Genomic DNA, 22,422 nt, shown 5'->3' with positions numbered 1-22,422 from the left:
CCTATAGACGGCCATAACTCTTGCAGGTCGGGCCTACGTATAAAGTAGCCAGACTCAAACCAATGCCCATGTTCAAGATACTAGTTCCGGTAGACTTTACAGAAGAATCAGAAAAAGCCAGCTTTTATGCTCTTCACCTGGCCGTGGCCGCAGCGCAGGCCCAGGTGGTATTGCTGCACTGTTTCCAGGATTACCTGGCCGATGCAGACACTGACCTGCTACCCACCGGCCACACGACGGCATCAGAAGAAATAACAGAGCGCATTATTTACCGCAACGAAACCGAGGCAGAAGAGCAACTGGATACACTGTATGCACAACTGCAACAGGAGGCACATAACCTGGGCAAGCAAGTATACATAGAACGGGCTTTTATACATGGCTTGCCCGAGGAGGAGATTCTGGAAGAGGCGAAGCGCTTTAAACCTACTTTGGTGGTGATGGGCACCAAAGGAGAGAAGAGCATGGCTCGCTCCTTTTTTGGAACCGTTACCACCAAGGTAGTGCAGGAGCTGGAGCTGCCGGTTCTTACCCTGCCGCGCGCATACAAGGGCCACGCCCTAAAAAAGGTAGCCTATGCCACGGATTTCGGAAAAACGGACGGACGAGCCATTCTACAGCTACAGCAGTTATTAGCGCCTTTCCAGCCTGTGCTGCATTGTATTCACATTTCGGAAAACCCCGAGCCGGAGGAGCAGGAAAAACTTAAACTGCTACAGGAAAAGCTTCAGCGCAACGCACCTGACCAACGCATGAATTATACATTGGTGCAGGGCGCCGATGTAACGGAGGCGCTTCAGCGGTTTGTGCGGCAGGAGGGCATAGACTTGCTGGCGCTCACCACGCACAAACACAGCATGCTAAGCCAAATACTGAACACCAGCATTGCCCAGAAACTTGTATTGGAGTCCGAGGTTCCGCTGCTGATATTTCACGATTCCGAACAACCCTAAACCGGTTTAAATAACCACCTGCAGGCGCTCTACAACTGCCTGGTAGTACCTTTCCATGGCCCCCTCGCTCATGGCCAGAAACAGGAACGGCTCGATCAGTTCCAGCTCCATCAGGTGCAGTTCACCGTTTATCTCTACCCCATCCACACGGGTATAGAGGCAGTCCTGGGCAAAATGATCCACTATATTGTGGGCGGCCTCCAGCAAAGCAGCAGGGGGTTCAGGGGTATGGATCGAACCGCCAAAGAAATGCTGCACCCTAAAGTCGCCTGGCTTTGCGGTCTTCAGGATCGTGTGGCTGTATTGCCCGTTAAAGAACAGGAACGACCACTCTCCCTTTGTTTTGATCTCCTCTACAAAAGGCTGCACCAGAAATGCTTCCTGCTGCAACAACGCGCTGATATTTTCCGCATTTATAGCTGCGCCTTCGCGGGTTAGGGCAAACGTGTTTTTGGCTCCCCCGCTCACACTTGGCTTTACAATGAGCTTGTCGCCGCCCAGGGTCGCAAAAGCCCCGGACGGGTTGAACTGCTGCCCTTTTTCCAGCCACAGGGTAGGCACTATTTTCAGCCCCTTGTCCTGCACATCCTTGAGATAGCGCTTATCCGCATTCCAACGGACTTTGTTAACCGGGTTCAGCACCTGGCAGTCCAGTTGTTCCAGCTTATCCAGCCAGGCATAAAAGGCGTCTATTTTATCAAAGTAGTCCCAGGGAGACTTTAGGATGATCAGGTCGAACTGCGCCCAGTCCACTGCCGGATCGTCCCATATCTGGTAGGACACCGTCAGGCCTTTTTGAGTCAGGAACTGAAGTAAATCCTCGTTTTCTTCATCAGAAATGCCACTGAAATTACCTGTGTTTTGATAAGTGATAAGTGCTATTTGTTGGATATCCATATTTGTACCATATTTGCCGCAATATTATACTTTTACCGACGCAGAAACCAGAAACTAAAGTACTTTTAGTTAAAACTTTTAGGCAGGCAGCTCTCGTATGTAAGTATACTTTCATTTCCCCCGTACTTAAGCGATTAGCATGCCCCTTCTGCCCTACATCAGTTCCCGTTGCAGGTACAGCCTAACTGTACGCCTGCTGGCGCTGCTATTGCTTGTCAATTCCTTTGCCTCCGCCTGCTCCTCCGACCCTGCTACAAACGAAAAGAACGACCTGCCCGGAAACCGCGAAACCGTTATAGAACCTGACACGACCTCCACGCGGCGCAACCCGGTGGCCACACTCAGCGTGCTGGGCAATCCCTTTATCGCAAGCCGGAACAAGAGTAACAAACTCGACTCCTATTTCGACCAGATCAATACAAATTTTACCGTAGACGCCGACCCCATTGAAAACCGCCACAAGCAAAGTATAACCGATACGGTGTACACGATCCGTTTCGGCAGTTCTATGATGGAGTTCTACGCCCCTACGCAAACCGGGGACCTGCTTTTACAGGTGGCAGACATCCAAAGCAAAGACATCGTGCTGCGCCACAGCATGCGGGTGGGCATGTCTCAGGCGGAGTTAATGAACCGCCTGAAAACACTGGGCCAGGAGGTAAGGATCAATCAAAGCGCGGATGAGATCGTCGCCTCAGCCCGCGAAGGAGCACCTGTCGCGCTGCACTTCTACCTGAAAGGCGGCAAAGTGAGCCGCATCCGCTACGAAGGCTACGTAGACTGATATTTCCCTATCTTTGCCTTGAAACAAAGCAAAACCACACATGCGCATTGTGATACAGCGGGTAAGCCGGGCTTCTGTAGAAATCGACAACAACGTAAAAGGACAGATTGGGCCAGGGTTGCTGTTATTGGCAGGCTTTAGGGCCGATGACACGGAGGATGACCTGAAATGGATGGCGGGCAAGGTAAGCCAGCTCCGCATATTCAGCGATACCCAGGACAAGATGAACCTGAGTGTGCAGGATGTGCAGGGCGATGTACTCGTAATCAGTCAGTTTACACTTTACGCCAGCACAAAAAAAGGCAACCGCCCTTCCTATACCACGGCGGCGCCTCCGGCAGTGGCCATACCGCTTTATGAGCACTTTATACAATTACTGGAAGAGGCGCTTGGAAAACCCGTGCAAACAGGTGCTTTTGGTGCCGATATGAAAGTAGAACTACTGAACGACGGCCCCGTGACCATTGTGATGGATACGCAGCACAAAGACCTTTTTTAACATGACCCTGGCAGAAGCACAAGCCACCGTAGACAAGTGGATCAAAGAGAATGGGGTGCGCTATTTTAACGAGCTCACCAACATGGCCATACTTACCGAGGAGGTAGGTGAGGTGGCCCGCATCATCTCCAGGCAGTACGGCGAACAGTCGTTCAAGAAAAGTGAGGAAGGAAAGCAACTCTCCGACGAACTGGCCGATGTGCTGTTTGTAGTTATTTGCCTGGCCAACCAAACAGGAATAGACCTGACCGAGGCCATGCAGAAAAACCTGGAAAAGAAGACCTCCCGCGACAGTCAACGCCACAAGCAGAATAAAAAGCTGCAGTAAGTATGAGTTGCCGTGGTTGTGCCTGCCAGTAGCCAGCATGGCTTCGGCAATTGCCCCTAACATCTGGCATTTAAGTATAAAGGCGTCGGCCACTCCTTTTAGGAATGGCCGACGCCTTTATTTTGTTAGCTACCTAGGCTAATTGATACGCTGCATTCAGGTCGATGAGCCTGTCATTTTTCCAGATAGGCAACGCATTGTACACGTCGTGCTGCAGGCAGAAAGCAATGTCTTTATTGATCTCCAGGTTCTCCAGGCGGCGCACATGAGAGGATTGCCTCAAAAAAGCCACCAGGTCCTGGCGGGCTGCCTGGTAGAGGTGGAAGGAAGCCAGGGTGGCATCGTTCTCGGCATCGAACTTACCCTGCAAATGCGTAACCAGCGCACCGGCAAAAAGCGTGTCCTCAAGGTTGAACTTGCCTTTCCAGCCGGCACACACCACTACTACATCCAGCTGCAGGGCCTCCAGATGGGCCGCCACAGCCTGCAGGTTCAGAAAAGAGCCCACCACTATTTCTTCGGCTGCTTCTGACATGCGGATGGCGCGCGTGCCGTTTGTAGTGGTGATGGCTACGGAGCGCCCTTTCACATCACCTGACATGTAACCAAAAGGAGAGTTGCCCAGGTCGAAGCCCTCCGCTTTTACGCCGTCGCGTTCGGCGGCGGTCAGGCAGCCTTTTGCAGCAAAGGCCCGGCACTCCTCCAGTTGCATCACCGGAAAAATAGCCGACACCCCGTGCGCAAAGGCGGTAACCATGGTAGAGGTGGCCCGCAGAACATCTACTGCCACAACAGCTTTTCCTTTTAACTCATACAAATGCAACAGCTCCGGGCTGAAACACACATCTATGCTTGGCATGGTAGCTTTAAACTAAAGATGATGGACAAAAGAGGCTGTACGCTTGCAGCATAAGTATGAACCAAGCCAGTGTGCCAGCCATCTTGTGCTCCTAATACGTTGCCTGAAAACCTACTTTTTGTAGATCGGCAGCTTTACCAGCTGCGCCTTCATATCCTTGTTGCGTATGCGCACGAATATTTCGGTGCCAACCTTACTGTAGTCTTTGTCTACATAGCCCAGACCGATGCCTTTGCCCAGTGATGGGGACATGGTGCCGGAGGTTACCTCCCCGATCTGTTCGCCTGCTGCGTTCACCAGTTCGTAATGGGCCCTTGGGATAGCCCTCTCCAGCATCTCGAACCCTACCAGTTTGCGGGCAACGCCAGCTTCTTTCTGTGCTTTCAGGTTGTCGGCGTTCGTAAAGTCCTTGTCGAACTTTGTGATCCAGCCAAGGCCCGCCTCAATAGGAGAAGTGGTGTCGTTGATATCGTTCCCGTAAAGGCAGAAGCCCATCTCGAGGCGCAGTGTATCGCGGGCTCCCAAACCGATTGGCTTGATGCCTTGCGCCTTACCTGCTTCCATAATGGCTTCGAACACCTTCACAGCGCCTTGGTTTGGCACATAGATCTCAAAGCCGCCGGCCCCTGTGTAGCCCGTCGCGGACACGATCACATCCTGTACGCCGGCAAACTCGCCTTTCTCGAAGGTATAATAAACCATGCTGGCCAGGTCCAGGTTGGTGAGCGGCTGTAAAGCCGCTACCGCCTTTGGCCCCTGCACAGCAAACAACGACATGCTATCAGAGATGTTCTCCAGTTCCACGGCTTCGGTGTTATACTTGTTCACCCAGTCCCAGTCTTTCTCAATATTAGAGGCGTTTACAACCAGCATGTATTCCTCCTCGCTAAAACGGTACACCAGCAAGTCGTCTACAATGCCGCCAGTTTCGTTCGGGAAACAGGAATACTGTATTTTGCCATCGGTAAGCTTAGCCGCATCATTCGACGTGATGCGTTGGATCAGGTCGAGCGCCTTTGGGCCACGCAGCATAAACTCACCCATATGCGACACATCAAAAATACCGACCGCGTTACGCACAGCATTGTGCTCTTCTATATCAGATGAATAACGCACAGGCATGTTATAACCGGCGAAAGGCACCATTTTAGCGCCCAGTGCCTCGTGCACATCATTCAAAGCAATTTTTTTAAGTTCCATTCTGGTTTAGCTGTTCAAAGTGATCGATGGGCAAAAATAAGGAAAATAAACCGCATCCGAAATCTATTCATCCAACTCCCTATCCTGCATGAAAATGCCTGTTAAGTATAAACATTGAAAATTCTCATGTAAAAATCCATAAACATAGTGTAATTTAAATATAACCCTATACATTTCGTGCCGTAAATAGTGAGGGAATAATTAGCCAAAAACCAATGCCATTTTCTGAACTTATCGCCTTATCCGTAGTTATACCAGCTCCGCCATTTTTCTGTCCTCCGCTACTGGTGTTCGGCAGTAAATAGTTTACTGTTGTGTTCTTTAAGGAAAAATGGTTTAATCTTACATTTGCTACCTGAACCGCCACTGTTCTTCAGCCGGTTTCCAGCCTAAAGCAGGTATAATGCGTCCATGAAATTATCAGCTAAATTATTTATCGGGTTCGTACTGATCTCGTTTCTTTTTGCGGCTGTCGCCATTGTCAACTTCCGTCTTTCGGAAGATGTGATCCAGAACTCGCAGTGGGTCTCACGCTCTCAGATCGTGGTGAGGAATTCTGCTGCGCTTCAGCGTAACATCATCGACATGGAGACAGGTTTGCGCGGCTACCTGCTGAACGGGAACGAAACGTTTCTGGTACCCTACTTACAGGCAAAAGAGCAACTTAACAACTTATTTCAGGATACGAGAAAGTTTGTTTCCAACACCCCCGAACAGGTCGAGAAGATAGATGAGATCATGCGCCTGCAAAAGATTTTTCAGGAAGAATATGCAGAGCCCCTCATTTACATGGTTAAAAACGACACCATTTTGGACGATGTCTTTATAGGAGGTAAGATAGACAAACTGGTTTTAGGTGAAAAGGCCCTCATTGATACGATCCGTACCTCCTTCAGAGAGTTTAACGCGCTGGAATATCAAATACGGGAGGAACGCCGCCAGCGCTTAAACGCAAGTATAGATACTACCCGATATGTTTCCACTTTACTAACCATTCTTTCAATTCTTCTGGGGTTGGGCTGGGCTTATTACATGACCAGGGTAATCACCAGCAGGATCATTAAAATGGTAAAGCTGGCAGAACAGATATCAACAGGAGATTTCAAGACCCAAATTATCGACACCTCAAAGGATGAGCTCAGTCAGCTGTCTCATTCCCTGAACCGGATGTCGACTACAATTGATGAAACCTTCACCGAACTAGACCGCAAGAACAAAGAACTGGACCAGTTTGCCTATGTGGTATCGCATGACCTGAAAGCGCCTCTGCGTGGCATTGAAGTAGCCTCGCGTTGGGTGGAGGAGGACATGGACGGACAGCTGCCTCCTAATGTGCAAGAGTACCTGATGATGATGCGCGTGCGCGTGCACCGAATGGAGAACCTGATCAACGGGATTCTGGCCCTGGCCCGCATAGGCCGAACCACCCAAATAGAAGAGGATGTGGATGTGAATGAACTTCTGGCAGAGGTAGTCGATATGGTGTCTCCGGTCAGCAACTTTGAGATCAACGTGCAGGATAACTTACCCGTTTTACACACCGTGCGTATTCAGCTGCAGCAAGTGTTCAGCAACCTGCTTAGTAATGCCATAAAATACCATAACAAACCAACCGGCTTGATTACAGTAAGGCACCATGAAACCGACGACTTTCACGTGTTTTCTGTGACAGACGACGGGCCGGGGATCGACCCAGAGTACCATGATCGAATTTTTGTTATCTTCCAGACCCTGCAGGAACGCGATGCGGTGGAAAGTACCGGCGTAGGTCTTACAATAGTTAAAAAAATAGTAGAGTGGCAGGGTGGCACCATCTGGCTAAACTCGCAGCCCGGTCAGGGAGCTACTTTTACCTTTACCTGGCCAAAAAACCGGGTGAATGCGGCATAATTTGTTTAGTTTTGTCTCAAACGCACAATTAGTATTTTAGTAAGATGAGTGAACAAAGAGTAAATATCCTATTAGTTGAAGACGACTACCTGGATATTATGAATGTAGAAAGAGAACTGAAGAAAATAAATATTGCACATCCGATCTTTGTGGCCCGTAATGGCCGCGAGGCGCTTAATATGTTGCGTGGGGAAGGCACAGCAAAAATTTCGCCGGCACCCAGTGTTATCTTGCTGGACATCAACATGCCAAAGATGAATGGGCTGGAGTTTCTGGCAGAGTTGCGGCGTGAGCCGGAGTTTAACCATTTGCCCGTTTTTATCATGACCACTTCCAACGAAGAAAGTGATCGTTATGCGGCGCAAAGCCTCAATGTTTCGGGTTATATTGTAAAGCCGCTCACGTTCGATTCCTTTGAGAACGGCCCGTCTTCTTTAGACAGCTTCAGCTTGTTCCTGGATCTGATCAAACTGAAGTAACTGGCTGCTTGTGGTTCTTTACTAGTCATAAAACGATCACCTTTAAGACTTTGCCAACAGCGTGAAAGATTGCCTGTGATGCAAAGTAACCCCCTTGCTGGCAATAGCTGCGCGGTGCATTTTTGTAGGGTACCCGGCATTCTTATCCCAGCCATACGCCTGGTGTACTGCCGCAAGCCGGCTCATGTACTCATCGCGGTATGTTTTGGCCAACACCGACGCCGCCGCAATAGAAAGGTATTTCCCATCTCCCTTCACGATGCAGGTATAAGGCGTGGTAAGCGTTGTCTTAAACCGGTTGCCGTCTATAATCAGGTACTCCGGTGACAGGTCTAGTGCCGCCAAGGCCCGGTGCATGGCCAGGTAAGTGGCGTTCAGGATATTTATGGCATCTATTTCTGTTGGGCTAGCCTCGCCTATCCCCCAGGCAACCGCGTCTTTTACCACCTCCCCCCTTAACTGTTCCCGTTTCTTCTGGCTTAACAGCTTCGAGTCATTGAGCAGGGCATTCTTGTAATCTGGAGGCAGCACCACCGCCGCAGCCACCACCGGCCCGGCCAGGCAGCCCCTCCCCGCCTCATCAATGCCTGCCTCTAAAGTATAGCCGCTATAGTTTGAAAGTAACATACGCGTAAAGGTAAGGAAGTATAAACATAAAGCCCGCCATCAGGTGATGGCGGGCTTTATAAGATATTCACTAATTTATTTCAGGGACTAAAGCAATGGGTTAGTTTGGTATTCGGCCGTTGGAATTTTAAACGTATACCTGCTATCCGTTAATGGAATGGATGCACCTGCGCCAATTGATGATATCGCCTGCGATCTTCGCATGATATCGTTCGTTCTAAAACCTTCAGCCAAGAGCTCGATCCTGCGTTCCGTAAGAATGGTGTTGATCAAATCTTGTTTTGAGGTAGGCACGTACGCCCAGGTTGCATCAGAACGCATGTGCACAGCCATCAGAAGCGCTAAGGCTCTTGTCTCACTCCCTACTTCAGCCTCTGCTTCGGCCAGGTTAAGCAGTACTTCTGAGTATCTGATTACCGGCACCCAGTCAATGAAAGGAGTAACCCCGGCAAACTTCGTCACGTAACGTTGGCCTGAAATAGTAGCTGTCAGGTCGGTTTTACGAACATCTGAGGCCCTGAACTGCGGGTTGGTGTAGATACCTGTAATACCAGTTGTATTCACGTTCAGATAATACTCCCTGTTACCATTTCCACCGTTATAATAATAGCCAAGCTGGTTCTGCGTACCTGGTGCGTTGGTGGCAGCCATTGGCAACGAAAAGAGCGACTCATTGGTGGTGTAGTTGGTGTACACAGTCTTAATATCAGACTGCAGGGCATGCGCCACACGGTTAGGCGATTTAAATGGAGCAGTTGCAGATACAATCTTGTTACCCTCTGTAATCACATCCTGGTAGCGCTTCATGGTTAAGTACACGCGCGTTTTAAGGGCGATAATGGTGTTTTTGTGTGCGCGTGTTGTATTAAGTGCGGCAGAAGTATAATTATCCGGCACATCCTGTTCTGCCTCGTTCAGGTCTTTAAGAATCTGTGTGTACACCTGCGCAACAGTGCTGCTAGCTAACCCATTGTTATCAATACTAGTCTCTCCTTTCAGCCTTAGTGGGATACCTTTGGAGGCACCGTTATCAGATGCATAAGGCTTAGCGTACAGCTGGATGAGTGAGAAGTAAGACAATGCTCTGATAAACTTTGCCTCGCCCCGGTACGCTTTCAGATTCTCAGGTGCTATTTTAGAGGCATTAGCCTCTAAGCCTTCTAAAAACAGGTTGGTTCTGTTTATCGCCAGGTATCCTGAAATCCAGAAGTTTGCCAGGTAAGAATCATCCGCACCCACAGTATGGTTCCAGGTAGTTGCGCCTGTCACACCATTGGCGTTCCGGTTAATAAACTCCTCGGCTCTGATGTCATTGTAGACCAGGTACCTGCCTCCTAAAAATGCTCCAGACTTAACGGTAGCATAAAGGCCGTTGACCTGTGCAAGCACGCGTTCCGGCGTATCGAAAGAGCTTTCTACAGAGATGGATGTCTGTGGCTTTGCCTCTAAGAAGTCATCCTCGCAGGAGGTAACGAAAGGCATTAAAGGTACAGCTAGTAAGGCCAGCCTTACAAAGTACTTCTTGGTTGCGGTTTTATTTGAAAGATTCATGGATGTCGTACTTTAAATGTTAAAAACCAAGGTTAACACCGAGTGTGAACATTCTGCCCTGAGGAACCGTGTTACGTTCAACGCCAGGGGCAATGTTAGAATTACCGTTAGAAGAAATCTCCGGGTCTACACCGCTGTACCTGGTCAGCAGGAAAGCATTGTCTACCTGGCCATACATTCTTAGGGAAGAGATACCTGAGCTGCCAAAAAATCTGGCTGGTACTCTGTATCCAAAAGAAGCGTTCTGTAAACGTACAAAGTCACCTTTTTCCACGTTCACATCAATCGGGAAAGCAGAGCCGTTGGAAACGTTATCGCCATACACCGGACGCGGAATATTCGTTTTCTGACCTTCCTCCTGCCATCTGTCCAGTACATCTGTGTGATTGTTCCAGAATCGCTGGTCACGCAAGCCTGCCTTGGTTCCGTTGTAGATGTAGTTGCCGCCGGAATAGGAGAACAGTACACTTAAATCGAAGTTACGGTACGTCAGGTTATTGGTAAATCCACCATAAAAGGTAGGTAGCGTGTTGTAAAGCGCGTCTGCATCGGCACCTGAAATAGCGTTCGCTTTCGTGCCATCCAGATACGTCCAGGCATTGGCGCCACCACCGTGCTGGTACTGCACCTTCTCACCCTGCTTGTTGATGAATATTCTGCGGCCGTTTTCTGGGTTTACACCAGCTGTTCTTACCACATAAAGGCTACCTACAGGCTGGCCTACTTTGGTTAAGTTGGCCGTTTCGAGCTGAGTTACACCAGGTATTGGAGCATCGCCGTTAGCCAGGGCCGTCACCTCGTTCTTGTTGAAAGTTACGTTAAAATTGGTCTTCCAGGAGAAGTTCGCCTTGTCTATCGGTGTTGCAGTAAGCGCAAACTCCAACCCTTTGTTGTACATTGAGCCTACGTTTGTCAGGATAGAGTTGCCAGGGATACCCTTGGATGGTGCTTGCGGCGCACTCAGGATCAATCCGTTCACATCGTTGTAGTAGTAGTTGGCCTCTAGCGTAACCTTGTTATTCCAAAAACCCAGGTCTACTCCTACGTTGGTCTGCTCACTGGTTTCCCAAGACAGAAGCGTGTTGCCTGCCTGTGAGTAAGCCAGGGTCGATACATCGCCGTAGTTACCTGTGCTATACAGGGAGTAGGAACCTATATCGCTGTTTAGGTTACCATTACCCACACGGCCCCAGCTTCCCTTAAATTTAATGCTGGATAATTTATCCGACAGAGCCGAATTCTTGTAGAAGCCTTCTTCAGACAATAACCAGCCCACAGAAGCACCGCCAAAGTTACCCCACTGCTTGGTAGCAGCTAAGGCAGAGTTTCCATCTCTTCTGAAGTTGCCTGAGAAGAAGTACTTATCTGCATAGTTGTAGCCTACGCTGGAGAGATACGACTCATAAGCTCTCTGGCCCAAAAGGTTACCCGCTGCCAGGTTCGTGTTGTAACCAGCCTGGTAAATTGTGAAACCGTTGTCAGTTAATGTCTGGCGGTTAGAGCCCCATCCGTCTGTAACAGTCTTCTGAACATCTGTACCAACTAACAAACTCACATTATGCTTCTGTGCTATCGTTGTCTGATATCTCAGAGTATTTACCCAGTTCCAGTTCTCTCTGTTTATGTTCTGATTAAAGGCAGAGCCGCCAGAAGAGAATCCATCACCGTGAATGTGGCTCCAGAACTGCTTATTCTCGATATTAGATTTATCGTAAGAGTAGGTAGTAGAAGCTGTAAGGCCTTTGAACAGTTTAAAATCGGCACCCAAATTTGAGATCAGCCTGTTCGACTCGGAGGTATTGCGGTTTAGGTCCAGAAGCGGAAGTGGGTTCTGAAAAGTAATGGCCGCTTTGTTCATTCCTGGCCCAATTGTGTTCGACCCGGTTATGTTATAACTTCCATCGGCGTTTCTTGGGGCAATGTTCGGAGGTAACACCAGCGCCAATCTGGCTAAACCCGACGATGCGAAGGCGGAGCCAGGAAGTGATCCGGTTTGTGGCGCTGTGTTTAAGGAGTTAGCATAAGTTAAGTTACCTCTTAGGCTAAACCAATCCGTTACCTTATGGTTGATATTTAACCTGGAGTTCTTACGCTCAAACGTGTTGGTTTTAATAAAACCATTCTGATCTGTGAGACCTACCGAGAAATAATAACTCGTGTTTTCATTACCTCCATTTACCGATAAGTTGTGATTCTGAGAAACAGCTCTCTGGTATACTTCATCATACCAGTTCGTGTTCACCAAAGACCCATCTGGGTTAGTGCTGGTGAAAAAACTTACACCGTTTGCATCTCGCTGTGCCACCGGCACCAGGGCTGGGTTAATCGCCAGCGCATTTCTAACAGCCTCATTCTTATAATCCGTGTATTGCTGGGCATCTAGCAAACTAGGCAGCCTGGTAGCCATACCCATACCTACCCAGCCATCGTAGTTTACTTTCGTTTTGCCCTTGCTTCCTTTTTTGGTCGTGATAACCAAAACGCCTGCCGCCGCTCTCGAACCGTAAATAGATGTTGATGCGGCATCCTTTAGAATGTCAATCGACTCGATATCAGCAGGATTAATATCTGCCAACGGGTTGTTTGCTGATGAGTTACTTGACAAATCACCAGTCGCTACTGGAATACCATCCACAACTACTAATGGAAATGAGCTCAGCGAGATAGAGTTAATACCTCGAATACGTATAACCGGAGGGTTATTGAGCACACCATTTGGCTGAATAATGTTTACGCCGGCCGCTTTACCCGTTAAAGCCTGAGCAAAACTTTGTACAGGACGGTCTTTAATCGCTGACGCACTGATAGAGGAAGCGGCCCCTGTAAACTCCGTTTTGGTTTGCGTGTTATAGCCTACAACAACTACTTCCTGCAGCTGCTTGTTATCTAAGCCCATTGCCACATTAATACTTGCGGCACTGTTAACGGCTCTCTCAACGGTTAAATACCCAATAAATCTAAACACTAATGTGTTTGATCCGTCGGGCACACTAATCGTGTAGGACCCATCAGCACCTGTGGTGGTTCCTACAGAAGTTCCCTTTACAATTACTGCTACGCCTGGCAGTCCTTGTGATGTTGTCTGGTCTGTTACAGTACCAGAAACTGTTTTGCTCTGTGCGGCTACCTGATTCAGTAGAGCGAACATCAGAACAAAACTCATGAGCAATAGCTTTCTCATTTTGTTGTTGAATAAAGGTGAATTGGATTGGTAGATAGTTAGATAAATGGTTTGGTTATTAATTTAAACTGTGCTTAACTTTCATTTTGGGCAATAAAGTAGCCTAACCCTTTTGGAGGGCGAAAAATAAATTGTACCGAAGTCCAGAAAGAGTCTTAACTCTTTCTGAAAATGTTATGCTATAAAATTTGTAAGGAGAAGTAAATTGTACAATAATGCGCTCTACAACAGACACACCACCATACACTTTGAAAGGAGCAGAATAAACAGGCAATCAAGCCATTTAAGGACCTTTTTGCTTATTTAATCCTATTCGTTTAGCAATGATATTGAGCAATTAAATCAAAAGCAACACTTTCATTTAAATTATTTTTCTAAGAATCAGCCATTTTTTCATGGCTACATCCTCTTATAATCATATCGTGATGTATATCACCAACTTAACAGTAAAACTGTAATATTTGGCGACTTAACAATGTTTAAACTATAATTATCAAAGTTTAAGCATCAATAATTACAAATAAACTTTCTATGGCTAAAACGCTGTAAAAAAAATAAGCCTGGTACAAGTTGTACCAGGCTTATTTTTTAATGTGCTCTGGAGGGTAAAGTCCTCACACAGCAGGTATGCTTATTTGTTAACAGGTGTTTCCTCGAACAAACCAGGTATTGGGCTTGGAGTATTCGGATTGGCGTTCACTTCACTTTGTGGGTAAAGAAAACGCTGCGGCAATTCACTTGCCGTTCCTTTTACAGGGATCCCTAAACGGTTGTTCGTTCTACGGGCATCGTTAAAAGCTTCGATGTTACCGATAAACGTTACGTAACGCTCCTCAATTATTTCGTTAAGCAGGGCATCCTGTACTGATATACCCATTGGGTTCTCGATGCCCAATACTGCGAAGTCGGTTAGCAGGTAAGGCAGGTAGCTGCCGGCTCCGAACATGTCGTTCAGCACCGCTCTGCGGGCATTCAATGCATCAATTGCAGCTTGTGTGTTTCCCTGTCTGGCCAACGCCTCAGCTAATATTAGCTGTGTTTCGGCATAAGTTACCAACGGGAAACCCTGATCAAATGCAAAAGCACCGTCATCATAGTTCAGGTCGTACGTACCCAGGCCACCATTGTAATAATAGTTAAAACGACCTGTTTCATCCGTCTTCGCATTGTTACGATTTTTAGCAAATGCACCCTTCTGAGCCGGATCAAGTATGCGCGGCGCGAAAGCGTTTTCTGCCGTCATATAACCTGGGCGCTCAAGGTTACCAAAAGAATAATAAACGTTTACGTTATAGTAAGCATCCATGTGCGGTGTAACCAAATTACCAGCAGGAGAAGGGATACCTAATCGAGCAGCAGCCTCTGCTTCGGCGTATTTGCCTACCTGCAGGTAATAGCGCGCTTTCAGGGTATAGGCTACATTAATCCACTTGGATGCATTGCCGCCAAAGTAGATATCTTTTTCTGCACGCAGGATACCTCTGTTAAGCTTCAGATTCGCAATCGCATCATCTAAAAGGACTTGCAGGCTCGCGTACACCTCTAACTGAGGGTCGAACTTCGGGTTCTCAACCAAAGTTACCTCAGAGAAAGGAATGTCACCGAACAATGCGGTAGCAGTACCGGCCGCATGTGCTTCCAGCACCTGGGCAACGCCCTTTACCTTCGGATTCAGTTCATTCTCCGCTTTTTCCTGAGCTATTCGTGCCTGCGTTATGGTAGCGTAGTAAATCGTTTCCCAAGGGCTATCAAAGTCACCGGCTGTAACCAGGTACTGATCCAGGTTAATATACTGACGGTCAACTCCAGAAAACTGATCGGTCCATAAACCTGCCAGACGTGCCATTTCACCTTCTTGCAAAAGGGCGTTGCCCAACATTACCCCCTGAATCATGTTGTTCACGTCAACTGATTCTCCACTCGGGTTATTCGGGTCCTCTTCAAAGCCATCAATAAAACTTTCGCATCCCATTACAGACACAGCCAGTGAGAAGATGGTTATATATTTGAATATACTTTTCATATAAATCGTGTATTTAATGGATTAGAAATTGAATCTGATCGAAGCCAGATAAGAGCGCGTGCCTGGGTTGTTGAAATACTCAAGGCCACGGCCATTTCCAGTACCTGTCAGGTTGGTTTCAGGGTCAACACCGTCGAACTCTTTAGACCAGATAACCAGGTTACGGCCTGTTAACGAGAACTGCACATTCTGTAGTTTAGTTGCTTTTCTGAACCCTTCGCTAGCCAACGTGTACGTTAACGTTAACTCTCTGATTCGGGACCAGCTTGCATCCTGTATAAACTGCTCTCCTACTGGGCCGAAACCGCCACCAAGTGATGTCCAGTAGCTCTGGTCCAGGGCTACGTCGTTTCCGCCAAAGTTCTCAATTCTTCCACGGAACGTGTAAGAACCATCTGCATTCGGTGCATACGTATCAGCCACGGTATTACCACTGTATAAGAAAGTATTAGCAGCTTCCTGCGCAGACAAAGTAGTTTGCACGTCGGTATAAGCAGATTTACCAAAATAGCGCAACACGCCTTCTGTACCTGCCCAAATATCACCACCCTGAGAGAATTCGAACAAGGTGAACAGGCTAAACCCTTTGTAAGCCAGCTTGGTATTCAAGCCACCTCTCCAATCTGGGTTCGGGTCTCCGATCACGCCTTCGGTAGCAGCTGCCTGCGGGAAGCCGAAGCTATCCAGTGCCAGGCTGCCATCCTCGTTGCGCTCGAATCTACCACCCCATAGTACGCCTACAGGCTGGCCTTCCACAGCTCTGGAAGATACACCTGTAAAACCAGCCAGGAACAGCGACTCAACGCCACGCAGGTCAGTTACTTTGTTTCTGTTTCTGGTCCAGTTACCACCAATACTCCAGGTCAGGTCGTCAGTTCTAAGTACCTGGCCATCCAATTCAATTTCTATACCCTTGTTCTCCAAGGTAGCAGCATTGTCTGTTCTGAAAGTGAAGCCAGAAGAGGCCGGAACAGGCAATTGGAATATCGCGTCCGTAGTCTCGTTTGTGTAGTAAGTGGCGTTAAGTGACAAACGATTGTCAAAGAAACGAAGGTCAGTACCGAACTCCAGTTCTTTCTTACGCTCAGGCTTTAAGCCGGCATTGCCTTGTACAGCACTTCTAACAAAAGCTCCTGTATAGGCGCTTGCATCTAAACCAGGTCCCCAGCTCTCTACAAAAAAGGCAGGCACGTAATCGTCAGTTGTCAGGTACGGACCTGGCTGTACACCCACTTCACCGTAACCTGCGCGCAGTTTACCAAAGCTCAACACACTGCTGCCCGAGAAAGGGCTCAGCTTAGAGAACTGGAAGGCAACATCAGCAGAAGGATAGAAGAACACGCTTTGCGCCTCTCTACCAAAAGTAGAAGCATTCTCTAACCTTCCTGAGGCATTTACATACACCATGTCATCAAAACCTAACGTGGCGGTAGCATATCCTGCCGAGGTGCGGATAGTGGACTCTGAATCAAATGGCTCGGTATCGGAGTTGGTCGCGTTAGCGAAATCACTGATGCGCTGGTTCAGGATAAAGTTACGATAAGTAGCTCCAACGTTGTTGAACGTGCGCTGGTTCAGGTTAAAGCCTACCAGGAATGATCCTGTGAAACGGTCGTTGAACTGACGGTTGGCACGTGCGATGAAATCCGAGTTTAGCTGGCTTTCTGTAATGGTCTCTTCTGTACCGGAACCGTTACCATTGTTCTCGGAAGAGTTTACCGGGAAAAAGGTCAAGCGTTTGTCAACGTATGTATCCACGCCACCACGGGCTATAAAGTTAAGCCAGGTAGTTGGCTCGTAGTTTAACTCAAACGAACCCAGGAAGCGGTCCACATCTGAAGTGTTACGCTGCTCGTTTATCGTCCAGAGTGGGTTGTTATAAATAGGGCTGGCTGTGTTACCCAGGTATCTTCTGTAAGAGCGCTGTCTGCCCAAAAAGGCATCGCCGGCTGCATTAAAGTAGGTACCCTTGTAATCTCTGATATCAAAGTCAGGGGCGTTACGCAGGAAACCAAGGTATAAACCTGACGTATTGGAACCCTGCTGAATACGGTTAGAGCTAACCTTAGAGTAGGTAATGTTTGCACTTGCTTTTACTGTGCTGGCCAGTCTTTTCTCAGCGTTCAGGCGCCCTGTTGTTCTGGTATAGTCACTGTTGTTGCGAATGATACCTTCCTGATCCAGGTTAGAGAAACTCAGAAAGAAGTTTCCGTCCTGGTCGCCACCGCTAAAGCTCAGGTTGTTCTCCAAAAAGTGTCCGTTCTGGAACACCGCATCGAAGTTAGAGTCGTTAAATGTCTCACGGCTGTTTTTGGTAACGATCGGGTAATAAACCGTACCATCCTGTGCCACAAACTTCTGACCCGTGGTATTCACCACATCTTCGCCTCCGGCTCTGTTGGCAATGATATCACCATACGAAAACGCACTTGTCGGGCTGTAGTTTCCATTGAATCCCTGTCCGTAAGTGTTTTGCAGGTCGTGGGTGTAGCTGATCTGGTCAAGTGAGTAAGTTAACCCGTAGCTTATGTTGATCTTGCCTTTCTCAGATGATCCGCTTTTAGTCGTGATCACCATTACACCGTTTGCAGCACGAGAGCCCCACAAAGCTGCCGCTGAGGCACCTTTCAGAATCTGTACCGAGGCAATGTCGTTCGGGTTGATGTCGTTCAGACGAGACTGCTGCACCACACCACCAACACCTGAACCGAGGTTACTGTTGCTTACAGGCACACCATCCACAATAATGAGTGGCTGCACTGAGCTGGTAATGGTACTCTGTCCACGTATCTGGATATAGGCACCTGCGCCTGGGTCACCGGATGACCTGGTGATCTGCACGCCTGAGGCTTTTCCTGACAAACCGGTTACAGCACTGGTTTCTCCGGATTGCGCGATTCTGGCACCGGTCACCTGGCTTGTGGCCGCACCTTGCTTATCCTTGCTTTCCTTAAAACCCAAAGCAGTAACCACAACTTCATCCAGCTGCTTGGTATCTACGCCTAGTTGCGCATCGATCATCGTTCTGTCGCTGATAGGCGCTTCCAGAGTTTCATAACCAATGTACCGGAATATAATAGTGCTTACATTAATAGGCAGCTCCAGTACATAATTACCGGAAGCATCTGTGGCTGTTCCGGTAGAGGTACCTTTACCTAAAACGGAAACACCGGGTAACGCCTGACCTGTGGCCAGATCCGTTACCTTACCTTTGATTGTCCTCGTCTGTGCCATGGCATTTTGCAGCACAGCAAAGAGCAAAACAAAGCTTAAGAGTAAAACTTTTTTCATTCTGTTAGTGATAAAGTGAATTAAATAGAACAGTGGATTTATACAAATGCTTTATACGGTTAAAAGCACTGTATAAACCAAATGTAACCATTTTTTTTTGCTTTGTCAATCCACATGTACTGTTACAACTGTACGTCACTATGCGTCAACGGCTTATAAAACCCTGTATATTAATAACTTTAGAATTTTTTTTTGTATTTAGTATAGGTTTAAAACAATTATCGGTTCACTGAAAAACCCCTCAGGCGGTACACAAATAAGGCCTGCCACTTGCGTGGCAGGCCCCCTGCTTTTTAGTATGAAAAAAATTAAGCCTGCATCAAAAACGCCTTGATATATACATCCAGGTCACCGTCCAGCACATTCTGCACATCAGAGCGTTCTACCCCTGTACGGATATCCTTCACCAGTTTGTAAGGGTGCAGCACATAATTCCGGATCTGAGAGCCGAAATCGATGCGCTTTTTGGTGCTTTCGATCCGGTCCCGCTCTTCGTTGCGCTTCTCCATCTCAATCTGGTAAAGGCGCGACTTCAGCATGCGCAGGGCATGCTCCTTGTTCATAAGCTGCGAACGCTCTATCTGGCACTCAATTATGATCCCGGAGGGCTTGTGCTTCAGGCGCACTGCCGTCTCTACCTTATTCACGTTCTGACCACCGGCACCGCCTGCCCGGTAGGTATCCCAGTCGATGTCGCTGGGGTTGATGTCAATATGGATCGTGTCATCCACCACCGGGTAGGCAAACACGGAGGCAAAGGAAGTATGGCGCCTGCCCCCTGAGTCGAAGGGGGAGATCCGCACCAGGCGGTGCACCCCAATCTCCGACTTGAGATAGCCGTAGGCGAAGTCGCCGGTGATCTCGAGCGTGGCCGATTTGATACCCGCCCCTTCGCCGGCATTGTAGTTAAGTTGCTTGACACTAAACCGGTGCGACTCTGCCCACATGATGTACATGCGCATCAGCATTTCGGCCCAGTCCTGGCTTTCGGTGCCGCCCGCGCCCGGGTTTATCTCCAGAATGGCGCTCAGCTGGTCTTCCTCGCCGCTGAGCATGCGCTTAAACTCCAGCCCTTCCACGGCCTCTACGGCCTTTTTATACTCCTGCTGTATATCCTCCTCCGACACGTCGCCCTCTTTGTGAAAGTCGAACAACACCTCAAAATCAGATACAGCCTTCTCTACCTCCTCGTAATGATCGGTCCATACTTTCACGGACTTGATCTCTTTCAGGATAACCTCAGCTGCTTTGGGATCGTCCCAAAAATTCGACGCAGTAGTTTGTTGCTCTGTTTCCGCTATCTGCTCTTTCCTGGCATCGTAGTCAAAGATACCTCCTCAGGGCCTCTACTCTGGCCTTCAACTCTTTTAATTGCTCTGTTGTCATTCGCGTGTTTGGTTTATACTTACGATTAAACAATAAAATGCTGAAGTATAAACACCAGCTTATACTTCAGCATTTCTCTTACTCCCTTACTTTAAAGACTGATGCGGTGCACCCAGTTGTGTATGTCCGCCGCCTGGCCGGTTTTTATCATCTCCAGCGCTTTGGCAACCCTGTTCGATATCTCCCGATCTTCGATGGCAGGCAGCTCCATGTCTGTGCCATTGTAATGGATCGTGGCGATCTGAGCGATGGTAGCGGCTGTGCCCGTACCAAAGGCTTCCTGCAGTTTTCCTGCCTGGTAAGCCTCCAGCAACTCATCTACAGAAATCCTGCGCTCTTCTGTGACATAGCCCAGGTCGCGCGCCAGGGTTAACACGCTGTCGCGGGTAATGCCCTTCAGAATGGTGGTGCTGGCTGGCGGGGTTATCAGTTTGCCGTCTATCACAAACATCAGGTTCATCGTGCCGGACTCCTCTATGTACTTATGCTCCTTGGCGTCGGTCCAGATCAACTGGTGGTAGCCTTTCTCCTGCATTTTGCGGGCCGGCAACAGGGCCGCGCCGTAGTTGCCGGCAGCTTTGGCATAACCGGCACCCCCTTCGGCAGAGCGCACGTAATGCGGCTCCACAGCCACCTTCAGCGGCATGCCGTAGTAGGCGCCCACCGGGCAGGTAAAGATCGTAAACCTGTAGCTCCCCGACGGGCGGACACCAATGAAATCATCGGTTGCGAACATGAACGGACGTATATACAGTGCGCAGCCTTCAGTTGGTGGCACCCAGGCAGCATCCAGGCGCACCAGCTGCTCTAGGCCCTGCATAAATAGCTCCTCGGGCACATCGGGCATGCACATGCGCTCCGCCGACGTGTTGAGGCGCCTGAAATTATCCAGCGGACGAAACAACAGTATGTCGCCGTTGGCATCTTTGTAGGCCTTCATCCCCTCAAAAATAGATTGACCGTAATGTATGGCCGAGGTTGCCGGACTAAGTGACATGTTGCCATAGGGCTTCAGCTGCGGTTGCTGCCACGCGCCGTCTTTATAATCTGCCACCAGCATATGGTCAGAGAAAATCTTGCCGAATTCTATGTTATTGAAGTCCAGCTCCGAAATGCGTGATTCGGTTACGCATTTTACTGGTATGGTTAACGTATCCACTGCCATTTTAGCTTAATTGGTTTGTAGTGTAAAGTTAGATGCGCGGCTTCCAGACCACTTCTTCGGCGCCCAGCTCCTGCGTCATTTTACGGCAAAGTGCAAACAGATAGTCAGAAAGCCGGTTCAAATATTTTATAACCAGCTCTTCCACCTCCGCCTCCTGCTGCAACCGGATGGCCAGGCGCTCGGCTCGGCGGCAAACGCAACGGGCCACATGGCAGAAAGAGACCGACTGGTGGCCGCCCGGCAGCACGAATGCGCGCAGTGGCGGCACGGCAGCTGTCATGGCATCAATCTCAGCCTCCAGCAAAAGTATATCCCCCTCCTGCAGGTCAGGGGTTTTCATTTTTGATTTTTCCGGATCGGTCGCCAGCAGGGCGCCAATGGTAAACAACCTGTCCTGTATCTCCTTCAGGGTATCCAGCCGGCTTGTGTTCACTTCCTGATCCCGCACCAGGCCGATGTAAGAGTTTAACTCGTCTACCGTTCCGTAGGCCTCAATGCGAAGGTCTGATTTTGCCACACGGGTGCCGCCTATGAGGGAGGTGCTTCCTTTGTCACCTGTTTTGGTATATATTTTCATGAACCTGAATGCTCGGACTGTAGTCTGGAAGCGGTAATGATATCCTCATTCATCACGTCAGATTCTATAAGCCCATCGCGCAGGCGCACGATACGGTGGGCATAACGGGCAATGTCCTCTTCGTGTGTAACCATAATGATCGTGTTGCCCTTGGCATGCAGGTTCTCGAAAAGCTCCATGATCTCATAAGATGTTTTGGTATCGAGGTTACCCGTAGGCTCATCCGCAAGTATGATACTCGGGTCGTTCACCAGGGCTCTGGCAATGGCCACACGCTGGCGCTGGCCGCCAGACAATTCGTTAGGCTTGTGCTTGCTTCGGTTACCCAGGCCCACGCTTTCCAGCACGCTCTGGGCTTTCTCCTGCCTGGCGCTCTTGTTATAGCCGGCGTAAATCAAGGGCAGCGCTACGTTGTCTAACGATGACTGCCGGGGCAACAGGTTGAAGGTCTGAAACACGAACCCGATCTCCTTGTTACGCACTTCGGCCAGCTCGTTATCCGTCATGTTGCTCACATCGTTCCCGTTCAGGACGTACTGCCCGCCCGTGGGCGTATCCAGACAGCCGATGATATTCATCAGCGTAGATTTACCCGAACCCGACGGCCCCATAAAGGCAACGTATTCACCTTTGCTGATCTTGATGGAAACTGATTTCAGGGCATGGATCGTTTCGGCACCCATGCGGTAAATCTTCGAGATGTCGTGAGTTTCAATGATAACGCTCATAAGG

Annotated in this window: 18 protein-coding genes; 6 read left to right on the top strand and 12 right to left on the bottom strand. The window is 48.9% G+C overall.

The features are described from left to right. The first annotated feature begins 68 nt into the window (after window positions 1–68). Window positions 69–953: a universal stress protein gene (locus AC4BAN_RS08615; RefSeq protein WP_490563988.1), complete on the top strand. Its 885-nt coding sequence runs from the start codon at window positions 69–71 to the stop codon at window positions 951–953. Between the two features lie 6 nt (window positions 954–959). Here AC4BAN_RS08615 and AC4BAN_RS08610 read toward each other — a convergent pair whose 3' ends face one another. After that, window positions 960–1,850, bottom strand: coding sequence for an ATP-grasp domain-containing protein (locus AC4BAN_RS08610; RefSeq protein WP_490563987.1), 891 nt, complete (start codon window positions 1,848–1,850; stop codon window positions 960–962). A 139-nt stretch (window positions 1,851–1,989) separates the two neighbouring features. Between AC4BAN_RS08610 and AC4BAN_RS08605 the strand changes: the two genes are divergently transcribed. The 3 genes from AC4BAN_RS08605 to AC4BAN_RS08595 are packed head-to-tail and all read left to right on the top strand — an operon-like array spanning window position 1,990 to window position 3,461. Continuing rightward, window positions 1,990–2,634, top strand: coding sequence for a hypothetical protein (locus tag AC4BAN_RS08605; RefSeq protein ID WP_490563986.1), 645 nt, complete (start codon window positions 1,990–1,992; stop codon window positions 2,632–2,634). A gap of 40 nt (window positions 2,635–2,674) precedes the next feature. Continuing rightward, on the top strand, window positions 2,675–3,133 hold the full coding sequence (dtd, locus tag AC4BAN_RS08600) for a D-aminoacyl-tRNA deacylase (RefSeq protein ID WP_490563985.1): 459 nt from the start codon (window positions 2,675–2,677) through the stop codon (window positions 3,131–3,133). Window position 3,134: 1 nt separating this feature from the next. Then, window positions 3,135–3,461: a nucleotide pyrophosphohydrolase gene (locus tag AC4BAN_RS08595; protein ID WP_490563984.1), complete on the top strand. Its 327-nt coding sequence runs from the start codon at window positions 3,135–3,137 to the stop codon at window positions 3,459–3,461. Between the two features lie 133 nt (window positions 3,462–3,594). Here AC4BAN_RS08595 and AC4BAN_RS08590 read toward each other — a convergent pair whose 3' ends face one another. Continuing rightward, a complete protein-coding gene (locus AC4BAN_RS08590; RefSeq protein WP_490563983.1) occupies window positions 3,595–4,320 on the bottom strand; it encodes a 2-phosphosulfolactate phosphatase in 726 nt (241 codons plus the stop codon). 111 nt (window positions 4,321–4,431) lie between these two features. Continuing rightward, window positions 4,432–5,520 (bottom strand): glycine cleavage system aminomethyltransferase GcvT, encoded by a 1,089-nt coding sequence (gene gcvT / locus AC4BAN_RS08585; protein ID WP_490563982.1) that lies wholly within the window; start codon window positions 5,518–5,520, stop codon window positions 4,432–4,434. Window positions 5,521–5,931: 411 nt separating this feature from the next. Between gcvT and AC4BAN_RS08580 the strand changes: the two genes are divergently transcribed. After that, complete coding sequence (locus AC4BAN_RS08580) at window positions 5,932–7,410, top strand: sensor histidine kinase (protein ID WP_490563981.1); 1,479 nt, start codon at window positions 5,932–5,934, stop codon at window positions 7,408–7,410. A 44-nt stretch (window positions 7,411–7,454) separates the two neighbouring features. Beyond that, window positions 7,455–7,889, top strand: a complete 435-nt coding sequence (locus AC4BAN_RS08575; protein ID WP_490563980.1) for a response regulator — start codon at window positions 7,455–7,457, stop codon at window positions 7,887–7,889. A 42-nt stretch (window positions 7,890–7,931) separates the two neighbouring features. Here the strand turns inward: AC4BAN_RS08575 and rnhB are convergent, their stop codons facing one another. From rnhB to AC4BAN_RS08530, 9 genes are all read right to left on the bottom strand, one after another. Further along, entirely contained in the window at window positions 7,932–8,516 is a 585-nt protein-coding gene (gene rnhB / locus AC4BAN_RS08570) for a ribonuclease HII (RefSeq protein WP_490563979.1), read from the bottom strand. A gap of 87 nt (window positions 8,517–8,603) precedes the next feature. Further along, on the bottom strand, window positions 8,604–10,067 hold the full coding sequence (locus AC4BAN_RS08565) for a RagB/SusD family nutrient uptake outer membrane protein (protein ID WP_490563978.1): 1,464 nt from the start codon (window positions 10,065–10,067) through the stop codon (window positions 8,604–8,606). A 19-nt stretch (window positions 10,068–10,086) separates the two neighbouring features. Further along, window positions 10,087–13,248 (bottom strand): SusC/RagA family TonB-linked outer membrane protein, encoded by a 3,162-nt coding sequence (locus AC4BAN_RS08560; protein WP_490563977.1) that lies wholly within the window; start codon window positions 13,246–13,248, stop codon window positions 10,087–10,089. 631 nt (window positions 13,249–13,879) lie between these two features. After that, window positions 13,880–15,271 (bottom strand): SusD/RagB family nutrient-binding outer membrane lipoprotein, encoded by a 1,392-nt coding sequence (locus tag AC4BAN_RS08555; protein ID WP_490563976.1) that lies wholly within the window; start codon window positions 15,269–15,271, stop codon window positions 13,880–13,882. Between the two features lie 21 nt (window positions 15,272–15,292). Beyond that, window positions 15,293–18,562, bottom strand: a complete 3,270-nt coding sequence (locus AC4BAN_RS08550) for a SusC/RagA family TonB-linked outer membrane protein (protein WP_490563975.1) — start codon at window positions 18,560–18,562, stop codon at window positions 15,293–15,295. A gap of 308 nt (window positions 18,563–18,870) precedes the next feature. Beyond that, window positions 18,871–19,948, bottom strand: a protein-coding gene (gene prfB, locus AC4BAN_RS08545) for a peptide chain release factor 2 (protein ID WP_490563974.1) whose coding sequence is annotated in 2 segments (ribosomal slippage) — window positions 18,871–19,887 and window positions 19,889–19,948 — 1,077 coding nt in all. Because the reading frame shifts where the segments join, the coding sequence is not laid out codon by codon here. Between the two features lie 91 nt (window positions 19,949–20,039). Continuing rightward, window positions 20,040–21,113: a branched-chain amino acid aminotransferase gene (locus AC4BAN_RS08540; protein ID WP_490563973.1), complete on the bottom strand. Its 1,074-nt coding sequence runs from the start codon at window positions 21,111–21,113 to the stop codon at window positions 20,040–20,042. Between the two features lie 28 nt (window positions 21,114–21,141). Further along, complete coding sequence (locus AC4BAN_RS08535; RefSeq protein ID WP_490563972.1) at window positions 21,142–21,690, bottom strand: cob(I)yrinic acid a,c-diamide adenosyltransferase; 549 nt, start codon at window positions 21,688–21,690, stop codon at window positions 21,142–21,144. Next, window positions 21,687–22,418 carry an ABC transporter ATP-binding protein gene (locus AC4BAN_RS08530; RefSeq protein WP_490563971.1) on the bottom strand — a complete coding sequence of 244 codons (732 nt, stop codon included), beginning with the start codon at window positions 22,416–22,418 and terminating at the stop codon, window positions 21,687–21,689. The genes AC4BAN_RS08535 and AC4BAN_RS08530 overlap by 4 nt, the downstream gene beginning before the upstream one ends. Window positions 22,419–22,422: the final 4 nt, after the last annotated feature.

The organism is Pontibacter sp. GD13, from assembly GCF_058216355.1.
This window is presented reverse-complemented; position numbering and strand designations above follow the sequence as displayed.

Bases quoted from the DNA above. Each gene is read 5' to 3' on its own strand.
- AC4BAN_RS08540 (WP_490563973.1), bottom strand. From the start codon at position 21,113: ATGGCAGTGGATACGTTAACCATACCAGTAAAATGCGTAACCGAATCA.
- gcvT (WP_490563982.1), bottom strand. From the start codon at position 5,520: ATGGAACTTAAAAAAATTGCTTTGAATGATGTGCACGAGGCACTGGGC.
- AC4BAN_RS08605 (WP_490563986.1), top strand. From the start codon at position 1,990: ATGCCCCTTCTGCCCTACATCAGTTCCCGTTGCAGGTACAGCCTAACT.
- AC4BAN_RS08530 (WP_490563971.1), bottom strand. From the start codon at position 22,418: ATGAGCGTTATCATTGAAACTCACGACATCTCGAAGATTTACCGCATG.
- AC4BAN_RS08610 (WP_490563987.1), bottom strand. From the start codon at position 1,850: ATGGATATCCAACAAATAGCACTTATCACTTATCAAAACACAGGTAAT.
- AC4BAN_RS08550 (WP_490563975.1), bottom strand. From the start codon at position 18,562: ATGAAAAAAGTTTTACTCTTAAGCTTTGTTTTGCTCTTTGCTGTGCTG.
- AC4BAN_RS08565 (WP_490563978.1), bottom strand. From the start codon at position 10,067: ATGAATCTTTCAAATAAAACCGCAACCAAGAAGTACTTTGTAAGGCTG.
- AC4BAN_RS08580 (WP_490563981.1), top strand. From the start codon at position 5,932: ATGAAATTATCAGCTAAATTATTTATCGGGTTCGTACTGATCTCGTTT.
- AC4BAN_RS08590 (WP_490563983.1), bottom strand. From the start codon at position 4,320: ATGCCAAGCATAGATGTGTGTTTCAGCCCGGAGCTGTTGCATTTGTAT.
- rnhB (WP_490563979.1), bottom strand. From the start codon at position 8,516: ATGTTACTTTCAAACTATAGCGGCTATACTTTAGAGGCAGGCATTGAT.
- AC4BAN_RS08555 (WP_490563976.1), bottom strand. From the start codon at position 15,271: ATGAAAAGTATATTCAAATATATAACCATCTTCTCACTGGCTGTGTCT.
- AC4BAN_RS08595 (WP_490563984.1), top strand. From the start codon at position 3,135: ATGACCCTGGCAGAAGCACAAGCCACCGTAGACAAGTGGATCAAAGAG.
- AC4BAN_RS08535 (WP_490563972.1), bottom strand. From the start codon at position 21,690: ATGAAAATATATACCAAAACAGGTGACAAAGGAAGCACCTCCCTCATA.
- dtd (WP_490563985.1), top strand. From the start codon at position 2,675: ATGCGCATTGTGATACAGCGGGTAAGCCGGGCTTCTGTAGAAATCGAC.
- AC4BAN_RS08560 (WP_490563977.1), bottom strand. From the start codon at position 13,248: ATGAGAAAGCTATTGCTCATGAGTTTTGTTCTGATGTTCGCTCTACTG.
- AC4BAN_RS08615 (WP_490563988.1), top strand. From the start codon at position 69: ATGTTCAAGATACTAGTTCCGGTAGACTTTACAGAAGAATCAGAAAAA.
- AC4BAN_RS08575 (WP_490563980.1), top strand. From the start codon at position 7,455: ATGAGTGAACAAAGAGTAAATATCCTATTAGTTGAAGACGACTACCTG.